The 19217-nt window shown below is 67.3% G+C and carries 19 protein-coding genes and 1 pseudogene; 9 read left to right on the plus strand and 11 right to left on the minus strand.

Annotation, left to right across the window (positions count from 1 at the left end; all coding sequences use genetic code 11):
• Window positions 1–7 precede the first annotated feature (7 nt).
• From AB7O82_RS01645 to AB7O82_RS01680, 8 genes are all read right to left on the minus strand, one after another.
• Window positions 8–1792, minus strand: coding sequence for an ArnT family glycosyltransferase (locus AB7O82_RS01645; RefSeq protein WP_428543817.1), 1785 nt, complete (start codon window positions 1790–1792; stop codon window positions 8–10).
• Window positions 1793–1885: 93 nt separating this feature from the next.
• The gene (locus AB7O82_RS01650) at window positions 1886–2251 is read right to left on the minus strand and encodes a DMT family protein (protein ID WP_428543819.1); all 366 of its coding nucleotides are present in this window, start codon (window positions 2249–2251) and stop codon (window positions 1886–1888) included.
• 59 nt (window positions 2252–2310) lie between these two features.
• The gene (locus tag AB7O82_RS01655; RefSeq protein WP_428543821.1) at window positions 2311–2673 is read right to left on the minus strand and encodes a c-type cytochrome; all 363 of its coding nucleotides are present in this window, start codon (window positions 2671–2673) and stop codon (window positions 2311–2313) included.
• A gap of 4 nt (window positions 2674–2677) precedes the next feature.
• Window positions 2678–3682 carry a virginiamycin B lyase family protein gene (locus tag AB7O82_RS01660; protein WP_428543823.1) on the minus strand — a complete coding sequence of 335 codons (1005 nt, stop codon included), beginning with the start codon at window positions 3680–3682 and terminating at the stop codon, window positions 2678–2680.
• A 320-nt stretch (window positions 3683–4002) separates the two neighbouring features.
• A complete protein-coding gene (locus tag AB7O82_RS01665) occupies window positions 4003–4329 on the minus strand; it encodes a carboxymuconolactone decarboxylase family protein (RefSeq protein ID WP_428543825.1) in 327 nt (108 codons plus the stop codon).
• Window positions 4326–4868, minus strand: a complete 543-nt coding sequence (locus AB7O82_RS01670; protein WP_428618512.1) for an RNA polymerase sigma factor — start codon at window positions 4866–4868, stop codon at window positions 4326–4328. The genes AB7O82_RS01665 and AB7O82_RS01670 overlap by 4 nt, the downstream gene beginning before the upstream one ends.
• Window positions 4865–5074: a YgaP family membrane protein gene (locus AB7O82_RS01675; RefSeq protein ID WP_428550222.1), complete on the minus strand. Its 210-nt coding sequence runs from the start codon at window positions 5072–5074 to the stop codon at window positions 4865–4867. The genes AB7O82_RS01670 and AB7O82_RS01675 overlap by 4 nt, the downstream gene beginning before the upstream one ends.
• Before the next feature lie 67 nt (window positions 5075–5141).
• A complete protein-coding gene (locus AB7O82_RS01680; RefSeq protein WP_428550225.1) occupies window positions 5142–6575 on the minus strand; it encodes an amidase in 1434 nt (477 codons plus the stop codon).
• A gap of 141 nt (window positions 6576–6716) precedes the next feature.
• Between AB7O82_RS01680 and AB7O82_RS01685 the strand changes: the two genes are divergently transcribed.
• The 4 genes from AB7O82_RS01685 to AB7O82_RS01700 are packed head-to-tail and all read left to right on the plus strand — an operon-like array spanning window position 6717 to window position 9457.
• Complete coding sequence (locus tag AB7O82_RS01685) at window positions 6717–7472, plus strand: TSUP family transporter (protein WP_428550227.1); 756 nt, start codon at window positions 6717–6719, stop codon at window positions 7470–7472.
• Window positions 7469–7660: a hypothetical protein gene (locus tag AB7O82_RS01690; RefSeq protein WP_428550230.1), complete on the plus strand. Its 192-nt coding sequence runs from the start codon at window positions 7469–7471 to the stop codon at window positions 7658–7660. The genes AB7O82_RS01685 and AB7O82_RS01690 overlap by 4 nt, the downstream gene beginning before the upstream one ends.
• Complete coding sequence (locus tag AB7O82_RS01695) at window positions 7657–8460, plus strand: crotonase/enoyl-CoA hydratase family protein (protein WP_428550233.1); 804 nt, start codon at window positions 7657–7659, stop codon at window positions 8458–8460. Before AB7O82_RS01690 ends, AB7O82_RS01695 begins: the two co-directional genes overlap by 4 nt.
• 4 nt (window positions 8461–8464) lie before the next feature.
• Window positions 8465–9457, plus strand: a complete 993-nt coding sequence (locus tag AB7O82_RS01700; protein ID WP_428550235.1) for an NADP-dependent oxidoreductase — start codon at window positions 8465–8467, stop codon at window positions 9455–9457.
• A gap of 206 nt (window positions 9458–9663) precedes the next feature.
• Here AB7O82_RS01700 and AB7O82_RS01705 read toward each other — a convergent pair whose 3' ends face one another.
• The gene (locus AB7O82_RS01705; protein ID WP_428550238.1) at window positions 9664–10476 is read right to left on the minus strand and encodes an enoyl-CoA hydratase-related protein; all 813 of its coding nucleotides are present in this window, start codon (window positions 10474–10476) and stop codon (window positions 9664–9666) included.
• A gap of 17 nt (window positions 10477–10493) precedes the next feature.
• On the opposite strand from AB7O82_RS01705, the gene AB7O82_RS01710 reads away from it, so the two are divergent.
• The 4 genes from AB7O82_RS01710 (at window position 10494) to AB7O82_RS01725 (ending at window position 17213) form a co-directional block, all read left to right on the plus strand.
• A complete protein-coding gene (locus AB7O82_RS01710) occupies window positions 10494–11519 on the plus strand; it encodes an alpha/beta fold hydrolase (protein ID WP_428550240.1) in 1026 nt (341 codons plus the stop codon).
• A gap of 2 nt (window positions 11520–11521) precedes the next feature.
• Window positions 11522–12007 carry a hypothetical protein gene (locus AB7O82_RS01715; protein ID WP_428550243.1) on the plus strand — a complete coding sequence of 162 codons (486 nt, stop codon included), beginning with the start codon at window positions 11522–11524 and terminating at the stop codon, window positions 12005–12007.
• 63 nt (window positions 12008–12070) lie between these two features.
• Window positions 12071–12589 carry a hypothetical protein gene (locus AB7O82_RS01720; RefSeq protein WP_428550245.1) on the plus strand — a complete coding sequence of 173 codons (519 nt, stop codon included), beginning with the start codon at window positions 12071–12073 and terminating at the stop codon, window positions 12587–12589.
• A 229-nt stretch (window positions 12590–12818) separates the two neighbouring features.
• The gene (locus AB7O82_RS01725) at window positions 12819–17213 is read left to right on the plus strand and encodes a TIR domain-containing protein (protein ID WP_428550247.1); all 4395 of its coding nucleotides are present in this window, start codon (window positions 12819–12821) and stop codon (window positions 17211–17213) included.
• Here AB7O82_RS01725 and AB7O82_RS01730 read toward each other — a convergent pair whose 3' ends face one another.
• Window positions 17214–17702 carry a GFA family protein gene (locus tag AB7O82_RS01730; protein WP_428618514.1) on the minus strand — a complete coding sequence of 163 codons (489 nt, stop codon included), beginning with the start codon at window positions 17700–17702 and terminating at the stop codon, window positions 17214–17216.
• Between the two features lie 63 nt (window positions 17703–17765).
• Here AB7O82_RS01730 and AB7O82_RS01735 point away from each other — a divergent pair, with 63 nt between their 5' ends.
• On the plus strand, window positions 17766–18554 hold the full coding sequence (locus AB7O82_RS01735) for an SDR family NAD(P)-dependent oxidoreductase (RefSeq protein WP_428618517.1): 789 nt from the start codon (window positions 17766–17768) through the stop codon (window positions 18552–18554).
• Between the two features lie 372 nt (window positions 18555–18926).
• On the opposite strand, the pseudogene AB7O82_RS01740 reads toward AB7O82_RS01735, so the two are convergent.
• A pseudogene (locus AB7O82_RS01740) lies at window positions 18927–19217 on the minus strand (hypothetical protein); the annotation flags it as partial.

The raw sequence follows: 19217 nt of genomic DNA on the forward strand, positions 1-19217 counted from the left end.
GCGCCGACTACCGGGCGGTGAGGTCGAACAGGATGATGGTACGCCGCGGCTCCGGCGGCAGCGAGCGCCAGGCCGCGGGATCGACCGGCCGGCCATGCGCCACGACCCAGCGCTCGAACTCGCCTTGCCGTCGCGTGCTGCCCAGGACCGCGTACCGCACCTCGCCTCGCTCGACGAGCCTCGCGAAGGCATCGATGCCCATCACCGGATCGGTGCCGGAGAAGCCGCCGAACGCCATGACCGGCTGGCCGGTCCGCACGATCACCGGCGCGGCGAGCAGGGCATTGGGAGCGGCGAGCAGGAACCGCGCCTTGCCGCGATTGTCCCGCAGGAAGGCCGCCAGCCTGGGGTCGTCCGTCAGGGCACGCCAGTCGCGCGACAGGATGGGACCACGGCCGTCGTCCCGGCCGAGCCAGCGCACCAGGCTTGCCGACGGCAGGGTGAGATTGCCCGGGGCGAACAGGGCGCTCAGCATCCAGGCCGTCGGCAGGATCAGCAGCAGGAGCGCGCCGATCAGGGCCGGCGGTCGCTTGTCGCGCCACAGCGTCGCCACCCCGACGAGCAGGGCGAGCACCGGGCAGGCAAGCCACCACGAATCCCAGCCGAGGGCCGAGCCGGCCACGTAGCCCTGCCAGAGTGCCGTGACGGCGAGACCGACGGCGAGATGCCGTGGTCCTCGCCGCCACAGCTCGAAGCCGCCGATCCCGGCGAGCGCGGCCAGGGGCGGCGCCAGGGTCGACAGGTAGTAGGCATGGAAGATCCCGCCGGCGGCGCTGTACACCACGCCGTAGGCGATCGCCCATACCGCCCACAGGGCGATGGCTGCCCGCCGCCGGCGCCAACCGAGCACGACACCGATCACGGCCAGAGGCAGCATCCAGGCGAACTGTGGCGCCAGCGTCGGCTGTGCGAGCCGCAAAGGCCCGACCGGCACGTTGTCGTAGGCCACGAAGCGCGCTGCCGGCAGCGACGGGGCACCCGTCGTCGGTCGCTCGGGGCGTACGAAGCGCTCGAGCGCATTGTGCCTCACGATCAGCTCGAGCATCGAGTTGTCGTGGCTGCTGCCGACATAGGGCCGGCGATCTTCGGGCGTGAGGTCGAAGGCGGCAGCCCACGAGAATGAGATGACGATGAGAACTGCCCCACTGGCGGCCATCCATCCCAGGCGGCGCCGCCAATCGAGCTTCGTCGAGAGAAGCCAGGCGGCGAGCAGCGCCGGCGCACACACCAGGGCGGCCAGCATTTTTACGTTGAAGGCGATGCCCAGCAGGACCATCGAGGCTACGAGCGCCAGGCCACGGCCGCGCAGGGCCAAGACGGCGGCAAGCAGCAAGAAAAGCGCCAGCCAGGAGTCGGTGTTGTTGGACCGGTCGACAGCGACGGCGATCGGCGACAGGGCGAGCAGCAGCGCCGCTGCAAGGCCAGCCGGCACGCCGAACGCGCGACGCACCAGGCGATGGATGAGCCATACCGAGGCAGTGCCGGCCAGCGCCTGCGGCAGATGGATCGCCCAGCCGTCATAGCCCAGCAACCCTGCAAAGGCCGTCTGAATCCAGAAGGCGACCGGCGGCTTGTCGAGCGAGATGAAGCCCGCCGGGTCGAAGGCGTTGTAGAAGAACAGGCCCGCGCCCTGCAGCATGCTGCGCACGCCGGCGGCGTAGTATGCAGTGCCGAAGCCGTTGTCCTCGAGTCGCCAGAGCCGCAGCAGGGCGGCGATCAGCAGGACGACGATCAGCGCCAGGCCTTCACGCCTGAACCATTCGCGCCATCGCCGCCTGCCCGCTCCGGTCAATCGCCAGTCTCCCCAAGGACCCTTACGCAGGACGGAACTCGTTCATCCCGCGCGTTCTAGCAGCCAAGTCTCGGAGGCGACCTGTGATTATCTTCAGGGCCAGCCCGGCAGGGGACCGCGGAACACGAAGAACGCACCGGCACAGATCAGGGCGAAGCCGACAGCGTGATTGAGGTTGATGCGCTCACCGAGATAGAACACCGAGAAGGCGGCGAACACGGTGAGCGTGATCACCTCCTGCATGGTCTTGAGCTCGGCTGCCGAATAGACCGCGTGCCCCCAGCGATTGGCCGGAACGGCGAAGCAGTATTCGATGAAGGCAATGCCCCAGCTCGCCACCACCACCAGCCAGAGCGGCCGATCGGTGAACTTGAGGTGTCCGTACCAGGCAAACGTCATGAAAACGTTGGAGACGAGCAGCAGGACGATCGGCGCAACGGCAGGAGGGAGCAAGGTCATACCTCGTTCTAGAGCACTCCGCCCGGCCGGAACCAGCGGGCGGAATGTGCCCGGTCAAGCTAACGTCCGCCGAGAACACACAGCAGATCTGTGCGCTGCCTGGCATCGCGGATCGGCGGGCTGCCCATCCATTGACCTGGATACATTGCCTCCGGATCGGTCAGGAAGTCCTCGAGACGCTCTCGCGTCCAGACATCGCCCTTGTCGCGCGCGCTGCGCAGCGCCGGCGAATAGTCGAAGGCAGGATCACCGGCCACCGGCCGGCCGATCAGACCGGCGAGCTGCGGGCCGGGCTTCTGGCCGGCGTCGCGCGTCAGCACATGGCAGGCTTGGCACGGCTCGAAGGCGGCCATGTTGCACGGCTGGGCGCGCACGCCGCCTGCGGCGACCATGAACGCGGCCGCCACTATCCAGAAGCGCATGTGCTCAGGCTTGCGGCTTGTCGATGACGACGATCCGGTTGGTGCCCGTTTCGCCGGCCCACGTTTCGCCCGGGCGGCCCGCAATCTGGCGCACGTTTGCACCCGACTTGTCCGACGGGAACGAGAGGAAGGTCTCTGTCTTCGGATCGAAGCGCACGATGGCGTTGGCGGCGAAATCGTTCAGCCACACCGCGTCGCGGTCATCGACATAGACCGAATAGCAGCGCGGCCGCTCGCCGGGCAACTTCCACGCCTTCCAGCCGCCTGTAGCCGGATCGTGCATGGAGACGTTGCCGCTGTTCCATTCGCTGATCCACAGACGGCCGCTTCTGTCCGACCATACGCGGCGCGCGCCCTGCTTCGGCGTCGGCGGCTCGACGATGCGCGGCGCGCCGGTCGAACGATCGATCTCCGCCAAGTAGTTGCCGGCGAGCGAGACGTACCAGACCGTTCCCTGCGGCGTGAGCGCGATGCCGTAGGGGCCGTAGCCGCGCGGCGCGTCCCACACCTGCATCTTCTCGCTGGCCGGCTCGAAGCGGCCGATCACGCCGCCCTGACCGGTGAACCAGAGGATGCCCTGCTTGTCGAATACCAGCGTGTTGAGGTTGGCGTAGGACGGCCCGCCATTCAGCTTCCAGAGCTGGACGCGATGGTCCCTGGAATCGACGCGGGCGATCGAGTTCTGGCCGCCTTCGGTGACCCAGGCCGCACCGTCGGGACCGACGACCACGCCGTGCGGTGCCGCGCCCGGCCCGAGATTGACCGCCTTCAGGCTGCCGTCACGCGGATCGAGCAGATTGAGCGTGCCGTCACGCTGGCCGCAGAACCACACCGTGCCGTCGGCATTGCAGGCGACATCGCGCGAGCCCGAGCCGGGCCGCACACTGTAGGTGCGGATGCGATAGCCGTGCTGCTCGCGCGTCTCGACGGCGGCGCGAGCGGGCCGGGTGATCAGGGCCGGCGCTGCGAGCGTTCCGGCGGACAGAGCGAGCAGTTTGCGGCGGCGCATCTTGGCCTCCCGAGGATGCAGGTCAAGATAGTGGCCTTCCGTCGGCCCGATCAACCCAGCTTGTGTGCTTCTCCCGTGCTCTTGCATTTTCCTCCCCCGTAATCGGGGGAGGTGCCCCGTTTTACGGGGCGGAGGGGGAAAGCCCCAATGAAGATGTCTCTGAATCCGGCACGGAATCTCATCGATCTCGTCTGAGGCCTTCCCCCTCCGCCCCCTTCGGGGGCACCTCCCCCGTAAGACTACGTAAGGCTGGGGAGGGATTCGAGACGTGTCCGCTCCGTAGCCGATGACGGGGCAGGCGAGCGCAAGCCGAACGTCGACTATCTGTCGGCAAGCCGCAGGCTCAACAGGGCGTGCGCCAGCGTTCCGCCGGCGCGCACCGCCGCGGCGACGAAGGCTGCTTCGGCGATTTCCTCTTTCGACGCGCCGGCTTCGAGCGCCTGGCGGGTGTGGGTGTCGATGCAGTACGCGCATTGCGTCGTGAAGGCGACGCCGAGCGCGATCAGCTCGCGGTACTTGCGCGGGATGGCGCCATCGCCACGCTCGACGCTGTGGTTGAAGGCGAGGAAGGCTTTGCCTTCGACCGGCGCCAGCGCCAGCAGCTCGGGGACGCGGCCGAGGTCGGCGCGATTCTGATAGTCGCTCATGACCTCCAGTACCCCGCGTCCAGAAGCTTTTCGCGCAACAGGCGGCGGGCGCGGTGCAGGCGGCTCTTCACCGCGTCGACCGAGATGCCGAGCTCGGCGGCGGCTTCCGGCGTGGTGAATTCCTCGATGTCGCGCAGGACCAGAACCTCGCGGTAGAGGGCGGGCAGGGCAGCGATCATGGCGCCGAGGTCGCGCTGCAGGCCGACCGGAACCGGATTGATCGCCAGCATCGATCCCGCCACCTGGTCGATCGGGACGGTCGGCCGTCTCAGACCGAGCAGGCGGCGGCACTCGCGTTCGACTATACGGAACAGCCAGCTCGCGAATGCGGCGATCACGCGCAACGTGCCGATCCGGCGATGGAGCTGCCACAGCGCGGTCTGGACCGCGTCCTCGGCGTCCTCGGTCGTCGCGCAGGTGCGGCGCGCGAAGCGCAGGAGGTCGGGCTGCGAGACGGCGAGCAACCGGTCGATCGCCGCCGCATCGCCGGCCTTGGCGGCGACGACCAGCGTCGTGTCGATGCGCGAGAGGCTGCTCATGGTGCCTCGGGCAGGCGACGGCCGGCGAGCGCACAGGCAGGGCAGAAGCCCATCAGCGACGACAGCACCATGCCGGCGCCGCCCAATCCGACGGCCCAGCCAGCGAGGCCTGTCAGCGGAACGATCGAGACGATCGCGAGCAGTCCGCCGCCGAGGGCGGCTCGCACGACCCGCTCCCAGCCCGGGATATTGCGTTTGAACGACATGAACGACGCCTCCTGTGTGATGGCCACGTTCATGAGAGGCGCCTCACGGCAGGAAGGGTTCGCCGCGTCAGAAATTTATCGGCCGGTGCTGGGCCCATGGGCGCGCTCGCTCGAGCAGGGCGCCGAGCCGCAGCACGTCGGTCTCCGCGCCCCAGCGGCCGACGATCTGCACCGAGGTCGGCAGCCCGTCGGTGCCGAAGCCCGACGGCACGGCGAGGGCGGGATGGCCGGTCAGGTTGAAAGGATACTGATAGGAGGTCCAGCCCTGCCGGGTGATGCCGCATTTCTCGCCGTCGACCACGACCTCGTCGTTGGCGGCGTCATGCGTGACATCGAGCGCAGTTCGCGAATTGGTCGGCATCACCAGGAAGTCGTAGCGCTCGATCAGCGCCTGGATGGCGCGGAACAGGCCGGTGCGGGCGAACTGGGCGTTGCGGAAATCGGCCAGGCTGAACCTGCTGCCGCGCTCCATGAAGGCGAGCGTCACCGGGTCCATCTGGTTCTGCCACTTCGGCAGGTATTGCGCGCAGAAGACCGCGAAGTTGGCTTGGTAGAGCACGCGGCCCTCGAACTCGATCCAGTCGACGCGATCGGTGACCTCCTCGACCTCGGCGCCCATCGCCTGCCAGGCCTCGAGCGCCTGACGCGTGTTGGCGCGCACGTCGGCTGCGACCCGCGGGTTGGCGGTGCGCTCGACGTAGCCGATGCGGATGGCCGACAAATCCTCGCCGGTCAGCGCCGGCGACAGCCGGCGCTTGTCCTCGCCGCCCTGGCTCCACGGATCCTTGCCGCTCGGCCCCGTCAGCACGGCATGCATGATCGCGGCATCGGTGACGGTGCGCGTGATCGGCCCGGCATAGACGTTGTTGCCGAAGGCATCGCGCGTCGTGTCGGCCGGCACCGCGCCGAGCGTGGCCTTCAGCCCGACCAGGCCGCTGCACGAGGCCGGGCCGCGGATCGAGCCGGCGCCGTCGGTGCCGAGCGCGATCGGGCCCAGGCCGGAGGCGACCGCCGCTGCGCCGCCGCCGCTCGAGCCGCCGGGCGTGCGCTCGAGGTTCCACGGATTGCGCGTCACGCCGAAGGAGGGGCCGTCGGTCAGGCCTTTCACGCCGAACTCCGGCGTCGTCGACTTGCCTATGACGATGGCGCCGGCGGCGCGCAGGCGCTGCACCAGCACGTCGTCGGCCTTGGCGACATTGTCCTCGAAGATCGCCGAGCCGTGCCGCGTGTGCGCGCCGGCGACGTCGATCAGGTCCTTCACGCTCACCGGCACGCCGTGCAGCGGACCGAGCGTCTCGCCGCGCATCACCGCTTCCTCGGCCTTGCGTGCGGCGCGCCGTGCCTCCTCGCCCAGCACCTGGCGAAAGCAGTTGAGCTTCGGCTGGGCGCGCTCGACCGCCGCCAGGACGACGTCGACATACTCGACGGGTGAGAGCTTGCGGGCGCGAATCAGGGCGGCCGCCTTGGTAGCGGGCATGAACAGCAGATCGGCGTCGGGCATTGGGGCACTCCGTACGAGCGGTTAGAGCAGACCCGCCGGAGAATGGGAATATTCTCATCTTCCTCCCCAGCGAAGACGCTGGGGAGGAAAAAGAGAGGCGTCGCTCGACACCCGCCGCCCCCTGGGTTACGCCGCGAGCGGATGTTCTCGCTTCCCGTTATGCTGGCCCTGGCGGCCGTGGCCGTCGCGACGTCGTTCATTTCCGGCATTTTCGGCATGGCGGGCGGCATGCTGCTGATCGGCTTCCTGCTGGTGCTGCTGCCGGTGCCGGTCGCCATGGTGTTCCACGGCGTCATCCAGATTGCCGCCAACGGTTGGCGGGCCTGGCTGTGGCGGCATCACGTCAACTGGCGCGTGGTGCTCAATTTCGGCCTCGGCTCGGGCGCGTCGCTCGTGGCGTTCTCGTCGCTCGACTTCGTGCCCGACAAGGCGATGGTGCTGATGGTGCTCGGCCTGACGCCGTTCGTGGCGCTGTCGGTGCCGCACCGCATCGCGCCGAATATCGAGCGCGGCGGCCAGGCCTTCGTGGCCGGCGTGATCGGCGGCGCCATGCAGCTGGTGTCGGGGGTGACCGGGCCGATCCTCGACATTTTCTACGTCCGGACCGGCATGACGCGGCAGGTCAACATCTCGACCAAGGCGGCGGCCCAGGTGCTGGGCCATCTCACCAAGGTCACCTATTTCGCCGGCCTGATCGCCGACCCGGCCGGCCGGGATCTCGGGCAATGGCTGGTGATCGGCTACGCCTCCGTGTTTGCCACTCTCGGAACGACCTTGTCGCGGCGCTTCCTCGACCGTATGTCCGACAAGCAGTTCTATCACTGGACCCGACGGGTGATCCTGGTGATCGGCACGGTCTATATCGGGCAAGCCGTATGGATAATGGTGACGCGATGACGGATGTGAAGGCGGAAGTCAGGGCATTGCTCGATCGCCTGCCCGACGATTGCACCTATGCCGACGTGCAGCGCGGCATCGCGGTGCTGATGTGGCCGAAGCCCGGCACGCCGGTCTCGCGGGACGAGGTCAAGCGCCGCCTGCGGGAATGGCTGAACACGGGACTGAACGGGGAGAACGAGAAATGAAGGACAGGGTCTCGATCGATTTCGCCGACGGTGTCGCCGACGTCCGGCTGATCCGCGCCGACAAGATGAACGCGCTCGATCCCGCGATGTTCGAAGGCATCGTCGAGGCCGGCGCCGAGCTTGCCAGGATGAAGGGCCTGCGCGCCGTGGTGCTGTCCGGCGAGGGCCGCGCCTTCTGCGCCGGTCTCGACATGGGCAGCTTCGCCGCCATGAAGGACAACGGCTCGGGCGTGCCCGGTGCGCGCGACCTCACGGTGCGCACGCACGGCATCGCCAACCGCCCGCAGCAATGCGCCTGGCTGTGGCGCGACCTGCCGGTGCCAGTGATTGCTGCGGTGCATGGCGTGGCCTTCGGCGGCGGCTTCCAGATCGCGCTCGGCGCCGACATCCGCTACGCCACGGCCGACACGCGCTTCTCGGTGATGGAGATCAAGTGGGGCCTGGTTCCCGACCTCGCCGGCACGCAGCTCATGCGCCATCTGGCGCGCGAGGACGTGGTGCGCGAGCTCACCTACACTGGCCGGGTGTTCGACGGGACGGAGGCCGAGCGGCTGGGCTTCGTGACCAGGCTCGTCGAGGATCCGCGGGCGTCGGCGCTGGCGACGGCGCGCGACATCGCGGGCAAGAGTCCCGATGCCGTTCGCGCCGCCAAGCGGCTACTCAATGACGCGGTGGCGACCGACGCCAGGACCGGCCTGCTGGCCGAATCGGTCGAACAGCAGAAGCTGATCGGATCGCCCAACCAGATCGAAGCCGTCATGTCCAACCTTCAGAAGCGCGCGGCGCGCTACCAGGATTGATCCCATGAATCGTCAATGGCTTTACGCCCGGCAGCCTCAGGGAAAGATCGGCGCCGACACTTTCCAATGGACCGAGACGGCGATCCCGGTGCCGCGCGACGGCGAGGTGCTGGTGCGCACGCGCCTGCTGTCGCTCGACCCGGCCAACCGCGCCTGGATGATGGGCAAGACCTACCGCGATGCGCTCGAACCCGGCCAGGTGATGAGCGGCTTCGCCATCGGCGAGGTGGTCGACTCGAAGTCGGGCGGGCTGAAGCCCGGCGATATCGTCGAGGGCGACTGGGGCTGGCAGGATTACGCCGCGCTGCCGGCGCGGCGCGTCACCAGGCGGACGACCCAGGCGCCGCTCGAGCATCTGGTCGGGCCGCTCAGCATCACCGGGCTCACCGCCTATTTCGGCCTGCTCGAGATCGGCAAGCCCAAGCCCGGCGACACGGTGCTGGTCTCCGCCGCGGCGGGCGCCGTCGGCACGATGGTGGGCCAGATCGCCAGGCTCGCCGGCTGTCGCGTCGTCGGCACAGCGGGCGGCCAGGACAAGTGCGACTGGCTGGTGCGCGAGCTCGGCTTCGACGCGGCGGTCGACTACAAGGCGGGCGGGGTGCGCCGCGCCCTGGCGGCCGTCTGCCCCGGCGGCGTCGATGTCTACTTCGACAACACAGGCGGGCCGGTGCTCGAGGCGGCGCTGTCGCTGATGAACCTGCGTGGCCGCATCGTCTGCTGCGGCAACGTCTCGCAATACGACGTCGAGAAGCCCGCGCCCGGACCGATGGCGGTGCCCGGCCTGGTCGTCACCAAGCGCCTCAGGATGGAAGGCTTCGTCGTGATGGATTTCTTCGACCAGCGCGCGCCGGCCGAGGCGCGCCTGGCGCAGTGGGTCGCCGACGGCCGCATCAAGGCCATCGTCGACATCGTCGACGGCCTCGACAAGGCGCCGCAGGCGCTGATCGGCCTGTTCGAAGGCAACAACCGCGGCAAGCGGGCGGTGCGGGTTTCATGAGTGCTCCCCGCGAAGCCGGGGAGGTGTCGCGTCGTACGCGACGGAGGGGTCATGCTCATGCTCTTCCGGACCGCGGGCGTCCCGCCCGCTCACGTCATGATCATGAGCATGAGGGGGCGGGACGCCCGCGGTCCGGAAGACTCATGACCCCTCCGTCGGCGTAAGACGCCGATACCTCCCCAGCGGAGCTGGGGATGAGAATGAGATCATTTCCCGACGAACATCGGCTTCCGCTTCTCGACGAACGCCCGCACGGCTTCCTTGTGGTCCTCCGTGCGCGACGCTTGCACGAGGCGCTCGGCCTCGCGGAACAGTGCGGTCGGATAGTCGATGTGCAAGGCGTCGTCGAGATTGTCCTTCATGTTGCGCAGCGCCACGCGCGGGCCTTCGGCCAGCGACTTGGCAAGCGCGAAGGCCTCGGCCTGCAGCTTGTCGTCGGCCACCACCCGGTTGACCAGGCCGATGCGCTCACAGCGCTCGGCATCGACGCGCTCGGCGGTGAACATCAGCTCGCGCGCCCGCGCCGAGCCGATGGTGCGCGTGAGCAGCCAGGCGATTCCGTAATCGCCCGACAGGGCCACGCGCGCATAGCCGGTGCTGACGAATGCCGATCTGGCGGCGATGCGGATGTCGCAGGCCAGTGCGATCGCGAGGCCGGCGCCGGCCGCCGCCCCGGGCAGGGCCGCGATGGTGGGCTTGCGCAAGGCCACCAGCGCGCCGGTCAGCGCCGCCTGGCGCCAGCGCAGGTCGCCCAGGCGCTCCTCGAAGCTCATCTGCCCGCGAGGTCCGCGACCGCCCATGCCCTTGACGTCGCCGCCGCTGCAGAAGGCGGTGCCGGCGCCGGTGATCAGGAGGGCTCCGACGTTCGGGTCCTCGCCGCGCTCGCGGATCTGGGTGCGCAGCGCCGGTGTCAATTTGTCCGACATGGCGTTGCGCGCCTCGGGCCGGTTGAGCGTGATCAGCGCCACGCCGTCCCTGACGCTGCACAAGAGTTCGGTTGTGCCGGTGTCGATTTCCATGTGAATCTCCCCTCGCCATGACATTCCCGATCACCGAACACACCGTCAAGTCCGCGCGCCACACGACGGGCTACCTCGCCTGCGGAGCGGAAGCGGGGCCGCTGCTGATCTTCTGCCACGGCTGGCCCGAGCTCTCGCGCTCGTGGCGCCATCAGTTGCCGGCGTTTGCGGCGTTGGGCTTCCGCTGCGTCGCGCCCGACATGCGCGGCTATGGTCGCTCCGATACCTACACGCGCCACGAGGATTTCGCCCAAGAACTGATCGTCGCCGACATGCTCGAGCTGCTGGCGTCACTCGGCCGCGACAGGGCAGTGTGGATCGGCCACGACTGGGGCAGCCCCGTGGTGTGGAACGTCGCTTCCCATCATCCCGACAAGACGGTCGGCGTGGCAAGCCTCTGCGTACCCTACCTCGCCTCGGGGTTCACGCTCGACACCGTGGTGCCGCTGGTCGACCGCTCGGTCTATCCCGCGGACAAGTTCCCGGCCGGGCAGTGGGATTACCAGTTCTTCTATCGCGAGAATTTCGACAAGGCGTGCAAGACCTTCGAGGGCAATATCCGCAACGTGGTGAAGGCGCTGTTCCGCAAGGGCGATCCGGCGCGCGTCGGCAAACCGGCGCCGACCTCCATGGTGCGTGCGGCCGGTGGGTGGTTCGGCGGCGGCGCCTGTCCCGACGTGCCGCGCGATGCCGACGTGCTGACCGAGCAGGATCTCGAGGCCTATGCGGCGGCGCTGACCCGCAACGGCTTCTTCGGCCCGGACTCCTGGTACATGAATCACGAGGCCAACGGCGCCTACGCCAAGCGGTCGGTGAACGACGGCAAGCTCGCCATGCCGGTGCTGTTCCTGCACGGTGCCTACGACACGACCTGCGAGACCATGACCTCGAAGCTGCCCGAGCCGATGCGTCGCGATTGCGCCGACCTGACGGAGGTCGTCGTGCAGTCCGGTCACTGGATGGCACAGGAAAAGCCGGCGGCCGTTAATGCCTCCCTGGCGAAGTGGCTCGCCGCCAGGCTTCCGGACTACCGGAAGGCCTGATCATGCGTGCGGTATCGGTTGCCCTGTTGGTGCTCGCGGGCGCCCTGTCGGCGCTGCCGTCTCTCGCGCAGGCGCCCGCCAATCGCCCGGCCAACCCCGCGCCACCGGCTAAACCCGCGCCTCCGGCCAAGCCGGCGTCACCGACGCCGCAGGCGCCCTTGCCGACGCTCAATATGACGGTGCCGCAACGGGATCGCGAAGCTGTCTACGCCTACTACCGCGCCGAGATTGCGGCGGGCCGCTGCCCCCTGCCGCTGGTCAGGATGAGCAACGCGTGCCTGGCGCCGAGCCCGGGCAAGCCGCAGTGGCGGCTCGACCAGCCGCTCGCTGACGGCGTCAAGGGCGAAGCGCCGCCGCCGGCGCTGATCGCCAAGCTCTCGCCCTCGCCGGCGGGCTATCATTACGTGCGCGTCGAGAATGATCTTCTGGTGGTGGGCATCGGCACGCGGGTCGTTGCCGCGCTGGTCGCCGACCTCAGCCGCCTGTAGGCGTTCACCCCCGAGCCGCCACAATCGTGGCGTCCGATGCGACACGATACGGAGGCCGATCCCATGATCAACAAATCCGTTGCCCTCACGTCCCTTGTCGTGGTGTCCCTCATGGCGATGCCCGCCTTGGCGCAACCCGGCCATGGTCGCGGCGGTGGCCCGCCCGGCCAGGTCGACAAGGGCCCGCCCGGTCAGGTCGACAAGGGGCCTCCCGGCCAGGGACGAGGTGGTCCGGGCGCATCGCCCGGCGGACCGCAGCGAGGCAACGTCGTCGTCATCGATCGGGATCGCAACGCCATCTATTCCTACTATCGAACCCAGTATGTTGCCGGGAACTGCCCGCCCGGCCTGGCCAAGAAGGGCAACGGCTGCATGCCGCCTGGCCAGGCGAAGAAAGTGTGGGCGATCGGCCAGCCGCTTCCCGGGGGCATTGCCTACTATCCCCTGCCGCCGGTCCTGCTGGGCCAGCTTTCACCGCTTCCGGTGGGTTACGAGTACGTCCGTGTGGCCAATGACATCCTGCTGATGGCGATCGGCACGCGGATGATCGCCGGCGCCGTCGCCGATCTCAGCAGCTTCTAGAGCTGATCGCTTTGGAGTGAAGCACAACCGGCATAGGCGATGTAGTTGGCGCATCCCCGTGGCGTCAATGATGGCACGGTGGCGCCGCTGCGCCGCCAAGTTCATCGACGGAGCGCTCGGCAGCTTTTCGCCGCAGCGTTTTGAGCCGCCTAACGATCGCTCGTTAGCCGCTCGCTCAGGGCGGTGGTAGAATTGTAACTGCATACGACCGATGGGCAGGCCAACCACCATGGGCGGCTTCGACGTCTTCTTCAGCTATCACTGGCGCGACCACGCTTCCGTGGAAGCGGTTGCCCGCGCACTGACCGGGCGCGGCCTCAGCGTGTTTCTCGATCGCTGGTATATGGTACCCGGACAGCCATGGCCGCAGGCCTTGGAGCGCACGCTCGCGTCGTGCAAGTCCGTGGCGGTTTTCCTCGGTGTCGAAGGCCTCGGGTCGTGGCAGCAGCGGGAGAGCGATCTGGCGCTCGACCGGCAGGGACGCGAACCCGGCTTTCCGGTCATCCCGGTGTTGCTGACACGGGCCGATCCAGCGCTCGGTTTTCTCAGGCTCAATACCTGGGTCGACCTGTCGGCGAATATCGCGGATGAAACCGCACTCGAAATCCTGTGCGCGGCAATTCGCGGTCAGCCGCCGGTTTCCGCCGGTGTGCAAAAGAGCGCCGCCGTCAGGGCGGCGATCTGCCCCTACCGCGGCTTGCGCTGGTTCCGCGAGGAGGATGCCGCTTTCTTTTGCGGCCGCGAGGCGTTCACCGACAAGCTCGTCGAGACCGTCGACCGTTCCTCCCTGGTTGCTGTCGTGGGCGCATCCGGCATCGGCAAGTCGTCCGTCGTCCGTGCTGGGCTGATCCCTCGACTGCGCCGCAAGACGGCCGGCGGCCGGGTCTGGGAGATCGCGACACTGGTTCCGTCGGACCGGCCGCTCCACAGCCTTGCCGCCGCGTTCGTGCCACTGCTCGAACCGCAGATGACGCGCGTCGAGCGTCTGGCCGAGATCAACAAGCTGGCCGAGCATTTTGCCGATGGGTCCGTCGCCTTGTGCGACGTGGTGGCGGACGCTCTCAAGACGCAGCCTGGGACCGACCGGCTGCTGCTGTTCGTCGACCAGTGGGAGGAGCTCTATACCCTGACCGCGGACGACGGCGCGCGGCGGCGGTTTCTCGCCGAGATACTCGATGCGTCGTCGCGCGGGCCGGTCACCGTCGTGCTCACCCTGCGCGGCGATTTTTTTGGCCAAGCCCTCTCGGATCGATCCTTCGCCGACCGTCTCCAGGGGGCGCAGGTCAACCTCGGGCCGATGACGCCGCAGGAGCTTGAGCGCTCGATCACCGAACCGGCCGAGAAGGTCGGCCTGCACTTCGAAAGCGGCCTGGTCGACCGTCTTCTCGACGACGTCGGCGACGAGCCCGGCAGCTTGCCGCTTCTCGAGTTCGTGCTGGCGGCATTGTGGGAGCAGCGTCGCGGCAACACCCTGCATCACGACGCCTACGAGCATATGGGCGGCGTCCAGGGTGCCATCGCCGCCCGTGCCGACGCCGAGTACGAGAAGCTCAGCGCCGAGCAGAAGGATGCCGCACGACGCATGCTGCTTCAGATGGTGCGACCCGGCGAGAAGACGGAGGATACGCGACAGCGTGCAGTCCTCCCGGTCGGCAATGAAACCGCCCTTTCGGTGATCCGGCGTCTGGCCGATGCGCGCTTGGTGGTGACGACGCGCGATCCGGCAAGCGGCGTGGATACGGCCGAGGTGACGCATGAAGCGCTGATCCGCCATTGGACGCTGCTGCGCCGCTGGGTCGATCAGGATCGCGAGTTCCTGCGTTGCAAGGCACGGCTGGAGACGGCGGCGGTCCTGTGGGAGGCAGACAAGCGGGACGCCAGCCGACTCCTGCCGGGCGGCCGCCCCCTTGCCGAGGGCAAGACACTTCTCGCGAGCCGGCGGTCGGACCTCGGCGCGAGCGTGATCGCGTTCATCGAGGCCTCGGCGGCAGCCGACGCGCAGATGCGTCGGCGCCGGCTGTTGACCAGGGCGGCAGCGCTTGCGGCAGGGCTGCTTCTGCTTGTCGGCGGCCTTGTCGTCTGGGATTTCTACTTCCGCGATCACGCGCGGCATTACAACGCCTATGCGAAGCGATGGGGGGCGTTCGAGGGCGTCGGCGCCGTGCATCCCGACGATGTTGCCCATCGCGCCCGGACATTCCGGATCGTTCGACAGGGGCGACTCGGACCGGTTGTCCGCATGGATGTCGTCGACGGCAGCGGCAACTGTGCAGCCCGGGGAATGTCGGACGCGGTCGGTATGGACGTTCCCGGCTCCTGGGATAGTCCGATGCGGGTATGCAGCGTCGTGTGGGAGCGCGATAGCAAGGACAGGGTCATCAGGCAAACCCTGCATGCGACGAACCGTGTCGTTTTCAGCTTGGAGTACCCCGGCACCAAGGGGGGACTCACGGCTGATTTTCGCGCTGAGAGCGGCCTCCTCTTCCAGTTCGGGTCGCTGGGGTTGACGGCGACGACCATCAACTACGAGCGTTTCGAGGACGGGCCTAACCGCGGCCTGGAGAAACTGGAACGGTACACAAATGCAGACGGAGAGCCGAAACGCTTCTTCGGCGGAGCCTATGGCCATCGAACGGAACGCGGCTCCGACGGCCTGATTGTCAGCGTCGTGTCCCTCGGGCGCAGCGACAAGCCGATGCGAACCGAAGCCGGGTTTACCGAAATGCGCGTCCGGCGCGATGAAGCGGCTCGACCCGTGGAGTTCTCCCTGTTCGACGAGAACGGCCGGCCGGTTCGCGGCCCGCAAGGCGTTGCGCGCTGGGTGCTCACCTACGACACCCGCGGCAATCAGGTCAGGGAGGAGTACTTCGATGAAACGGGCCATCCGACGCTGAACAACGAGGGCTACGCGGCGATGACGCTGGCGTATGGCCCTGGTGGCGCGGAACTGGAGCGCGCCTATCTCGATGAGGCGGGGCAGCCCACGCTGAACAAGAAGGGCCACGCCCGGCTCGTGATGGAACGTGACCAGCGGGGCCGGCGAACCAAGTCGGCATTCTTCGACCTGGCCAACCAGCCTGTGCTATCGAGCGACGGCTATGCCAGCGCCGTCAGAAAGTACGACGAGTCTGGCAATATAATGGAGATTAGCTACTTCGACCGGGACGGGAAACCGACGCGAAGCAAGGAGGGTTATGCGAAGTTCACGGCAGCCTATGGCGACCATCGCCTGGCCACCGAGTTTGCCTATTTCGACCCGGCGGGGAAGCCGACCCTCTCCAAAAACGGATATGCAAAGAAGATTCTTGTCCATGATCAGCGACACAACGTCCGGGAAGAGGCCTACTTCGACGAGCGAGGAAAGGCTACCCGGTCGAAAGAAGGTTGCGCCAAGGTCGTCAAGGATTACGACAGCGCCGGTAGAGTTGTCGAAGAGGCCTGTCTTGACGAGCAGGCAAACCCGACCCTGTCCAACGAGCGCTACGCCAAGGCGCTCACGGACTATGACAGAGAGGGCGAGAAGGTAAGAGTCGCCTACTTCGATGCGGAAGGAAAGCCGACGGTGGCAAAAGCCGGCTACGCCAGTATCGCCTTCGTCCATAGCGCGCAGGGACGCGTGGTCAGGGAGAGCTATTACGACAAAGACCGAAATCCCGTTCGATTGGCGGACGGCTATGCCGGTACGATGAAAACCCATGACCCTCGCGGCAATCTGGTCGAGCAGGAATACTTCGATGAAGCGGGAAAGCCGACGCTATCCGCGGAGGGCTACGCCAAGATCGTCACGTCGTTCGACAGCAACAATAAAGGTGTCGGATACGCCTACTATGATACGGCGGGAAACCCGACGGTCACCAGGTCCGGCTACGCCAGCATAGCGGTCGAGCTCGACCCGCGTGGAAATATCATTAGAGTGATCTACCGGGACGAGAACGGGAAGCGGACCCGCTCCAACGAGAAATATTCCGAGCGTCGGGCCAAGTTCGGCACACAGGACAAGATCGTCGACGAGGCTTACTTCGACGAAATGGGCAAGCCGATTTCCGTCGATGGGTACCATAGAATCAAGCTGGTCTATGACGCTCGCGGTAACAAGATCGAGACTCGCGTTTTCGACGACAAGTCGCAGCCCGCCCGGACTGCAAGCGGATATGCGAGGGTCATCCTGACATTCGATGAACGCGACAATCAGATCAGGGAGGAGTACTTCGACGAAGCTGGGAAACCGATCGCCTCCGGTGACGGTTATGCGGGATGGCGCGCAAAGTTCGATCGGCATGATAACGCGGTCGAGTATGTGTATTTCGACAGTGATGGAGCGGCGGCGCCGAATAAATATGGCTATGCAATCCGGGTAAACGAGTATGATTCTCTCGGCCGGGTGGTTGTCATGCGTTTTCTCGATCCCGAGCGAAGGCCGGTGATGAACACCGCAGGACGAAGCATCGTCAGGACCATTTACGACAAGCGTGGGCTGCGCATCGAAGAACGCTGCTTCGACACCGACGACAAGCCTGTCAATCGGCGTGACGATGGCGGTTGGTCGGTCAAGCAATGGCACTATGATTCGAATGGCCGGCTCGTGAAGACGTTATTGCTCGACGCCGCCGGCCAGCCGATCTGACTAGCTCCGTTTGGCGCGCAACGCCTCGCGGCGCGCCAGGCTCTCCGCGGGCCAGGTCTTCTTGGTGTCGTAGTATTCGGTGACTGCCGGCGCGCCTTCGGGCAGCACCACCCAGGGCTGCTTGGACGAGGTGAAGATGTGGATGTCGGGCGGCAGGCGGTCGGGCTCGTCGAGCGAGCCGACGCGCACGAAGCGCACGGCGTCGCCGGCGCCGCCATAGTTGCTCCAGACCGCGATGCGGCATGTCGGACAGCGCCAGATCTTCTGGCCGCGGCCGCTCGCCGACGGCGTCATCACCGGCTCCGGCTCGCCGCTCAGCAGCTCGACGCGGTCGGCCTCGATCATGGCGTTGAGCGCGAACGCGGTGCCGGTCTCGCGCTGGCACCAGCGGCAGTGGCAGCAATGCACGAACAGCGGCTTTGCCGTCATGCGATATCGCACCTGCCGGCAGGTGCAGCCGCCTTCGTAGGTCGTGGAGTTGCTGGTCATGGCGCGAGGCTCCCCGCTAAGGTGGGTGGTGCGAGCAAATAGCATTCGATGGGGAGAGAGGCCATGGCGGACCGCTTGAAGGGCAAGGTGGCAGTGGTGACGGGCGCGGCGCCGCGCGGCGAGGGCGTCGGCAACGGCATGGCCACGGCCGTTCTGTTCGCGCGGGAGGGCGCCAAGGTCATCCTGGTCAATCGCAGCGCCGAGCGGGCCGAAAAGCTCGCCAGGCAGATCAAGGACGAGGGCGGTGAGGCCGCGGTGTTCGCCGCCGACGTCGCCAAGCCCGAGGCCGCCGAGGCGATGGCGGACTTCGCGGTGAAGCAGTACGGCCGGCTCGACATCCTGCACAACAATGTCGGCATTGGCGCGCCGGGTACGCCCGAGACGGTGAGCCTTGCCGACTGGCACAAGGTCATCGAGGCCAATCTCACGACCACCATGCTCTGCACGAGGCACTGCCTGCCGAAGATGAAGCAGGGCGGCGGCGGATCGATCATCATGGTGTCGTCGATCGCCGGCGCGCTCGGCCTGATGGGCAGTCCCGGCGCGGTCGCCTACTCGACGGCCAAGGCCGGCCTGCATGGCTTCACCCTGTCGGTGGCGGCCGACTATGCGACCCAGAACATCCGTGCCAACTGCATCGTCGTGGGATCCGTGCACACGCCGATGGTGGCGCACATGGGGACGGAGGCGCGCGAACGCCGCCGCAACATGGTGCCGATGAAAACCGAGGGCACGGCCTGGGACGTCGCGCACGGCGCGGTCTATCTCGCCTCTGACGAAGCGCGCTGGGTGACCGGCCTCATGCTGCCGATCGACGGCGGCCTGGTGGCGCTGCGCCAGTGGCCGCGCTGAGCGACGTGTGGGGCCGTCTCGGCGAACCCGGCGTTCCGCCCGTCGCACCGGCGCCGGCTAATGCGCTCTTCAATTTGACCGGCCAACGCCTGAGGAGCCTTCCCCTGGTCTCGGCAGACCGGCCGTGAGCTCAACAATTCCTTCTCCGTCATCGGCTACGGAGCGGACACATCTCATTTTCCTCCCCCGTATTCGGGGGAGGTGGCCCGTAGGGCCGGAGGGGGAGAGCCTCAGTCGAGATTCATGAAGTTCCGACGTCAGAATTTCATGTGTCTCGCCTGATGCCTTTCCCCCTCCGCCCCGTATGACGGGGCACCTCCCCCGATTACGGCCGATTACGGGGGAGGGATTGGAGATGCGAGGGGCGTTGCGTCAGGAGCAGCACTCCTTGGCCTGGTAGACCTTGGTCCTGCACATGCACGACGAGGTAATCGGAACGTCGACCTTGGTCAGAGCCGCGCCAAGCTTCGCTTCGAGCGCCGGCAATTCATCCGTCTCGCCGCGTCGCCGCAGACATTCGACCAGGCCGTGAAGCGACCAGACATTGTCGGGATGCTGGGTGCAGCGCTGGACCCGCCCGCTGAGGCCAAGATCGTCCCGATAGACGGTTTCCGCCTCGGCAAGGTGGCCCTGCTCCATCAGCAGCGCGGCCAGCGCGTGGCG

Source organism: Reyranella sp., assembly GCF_050185545.1.
Taxonomy (GTDB): domain Bacteria; phylum Pseudomonadota; class Alphaproteobacteria; order Reyranellales; family Reyranellaceae; genus Reyranella.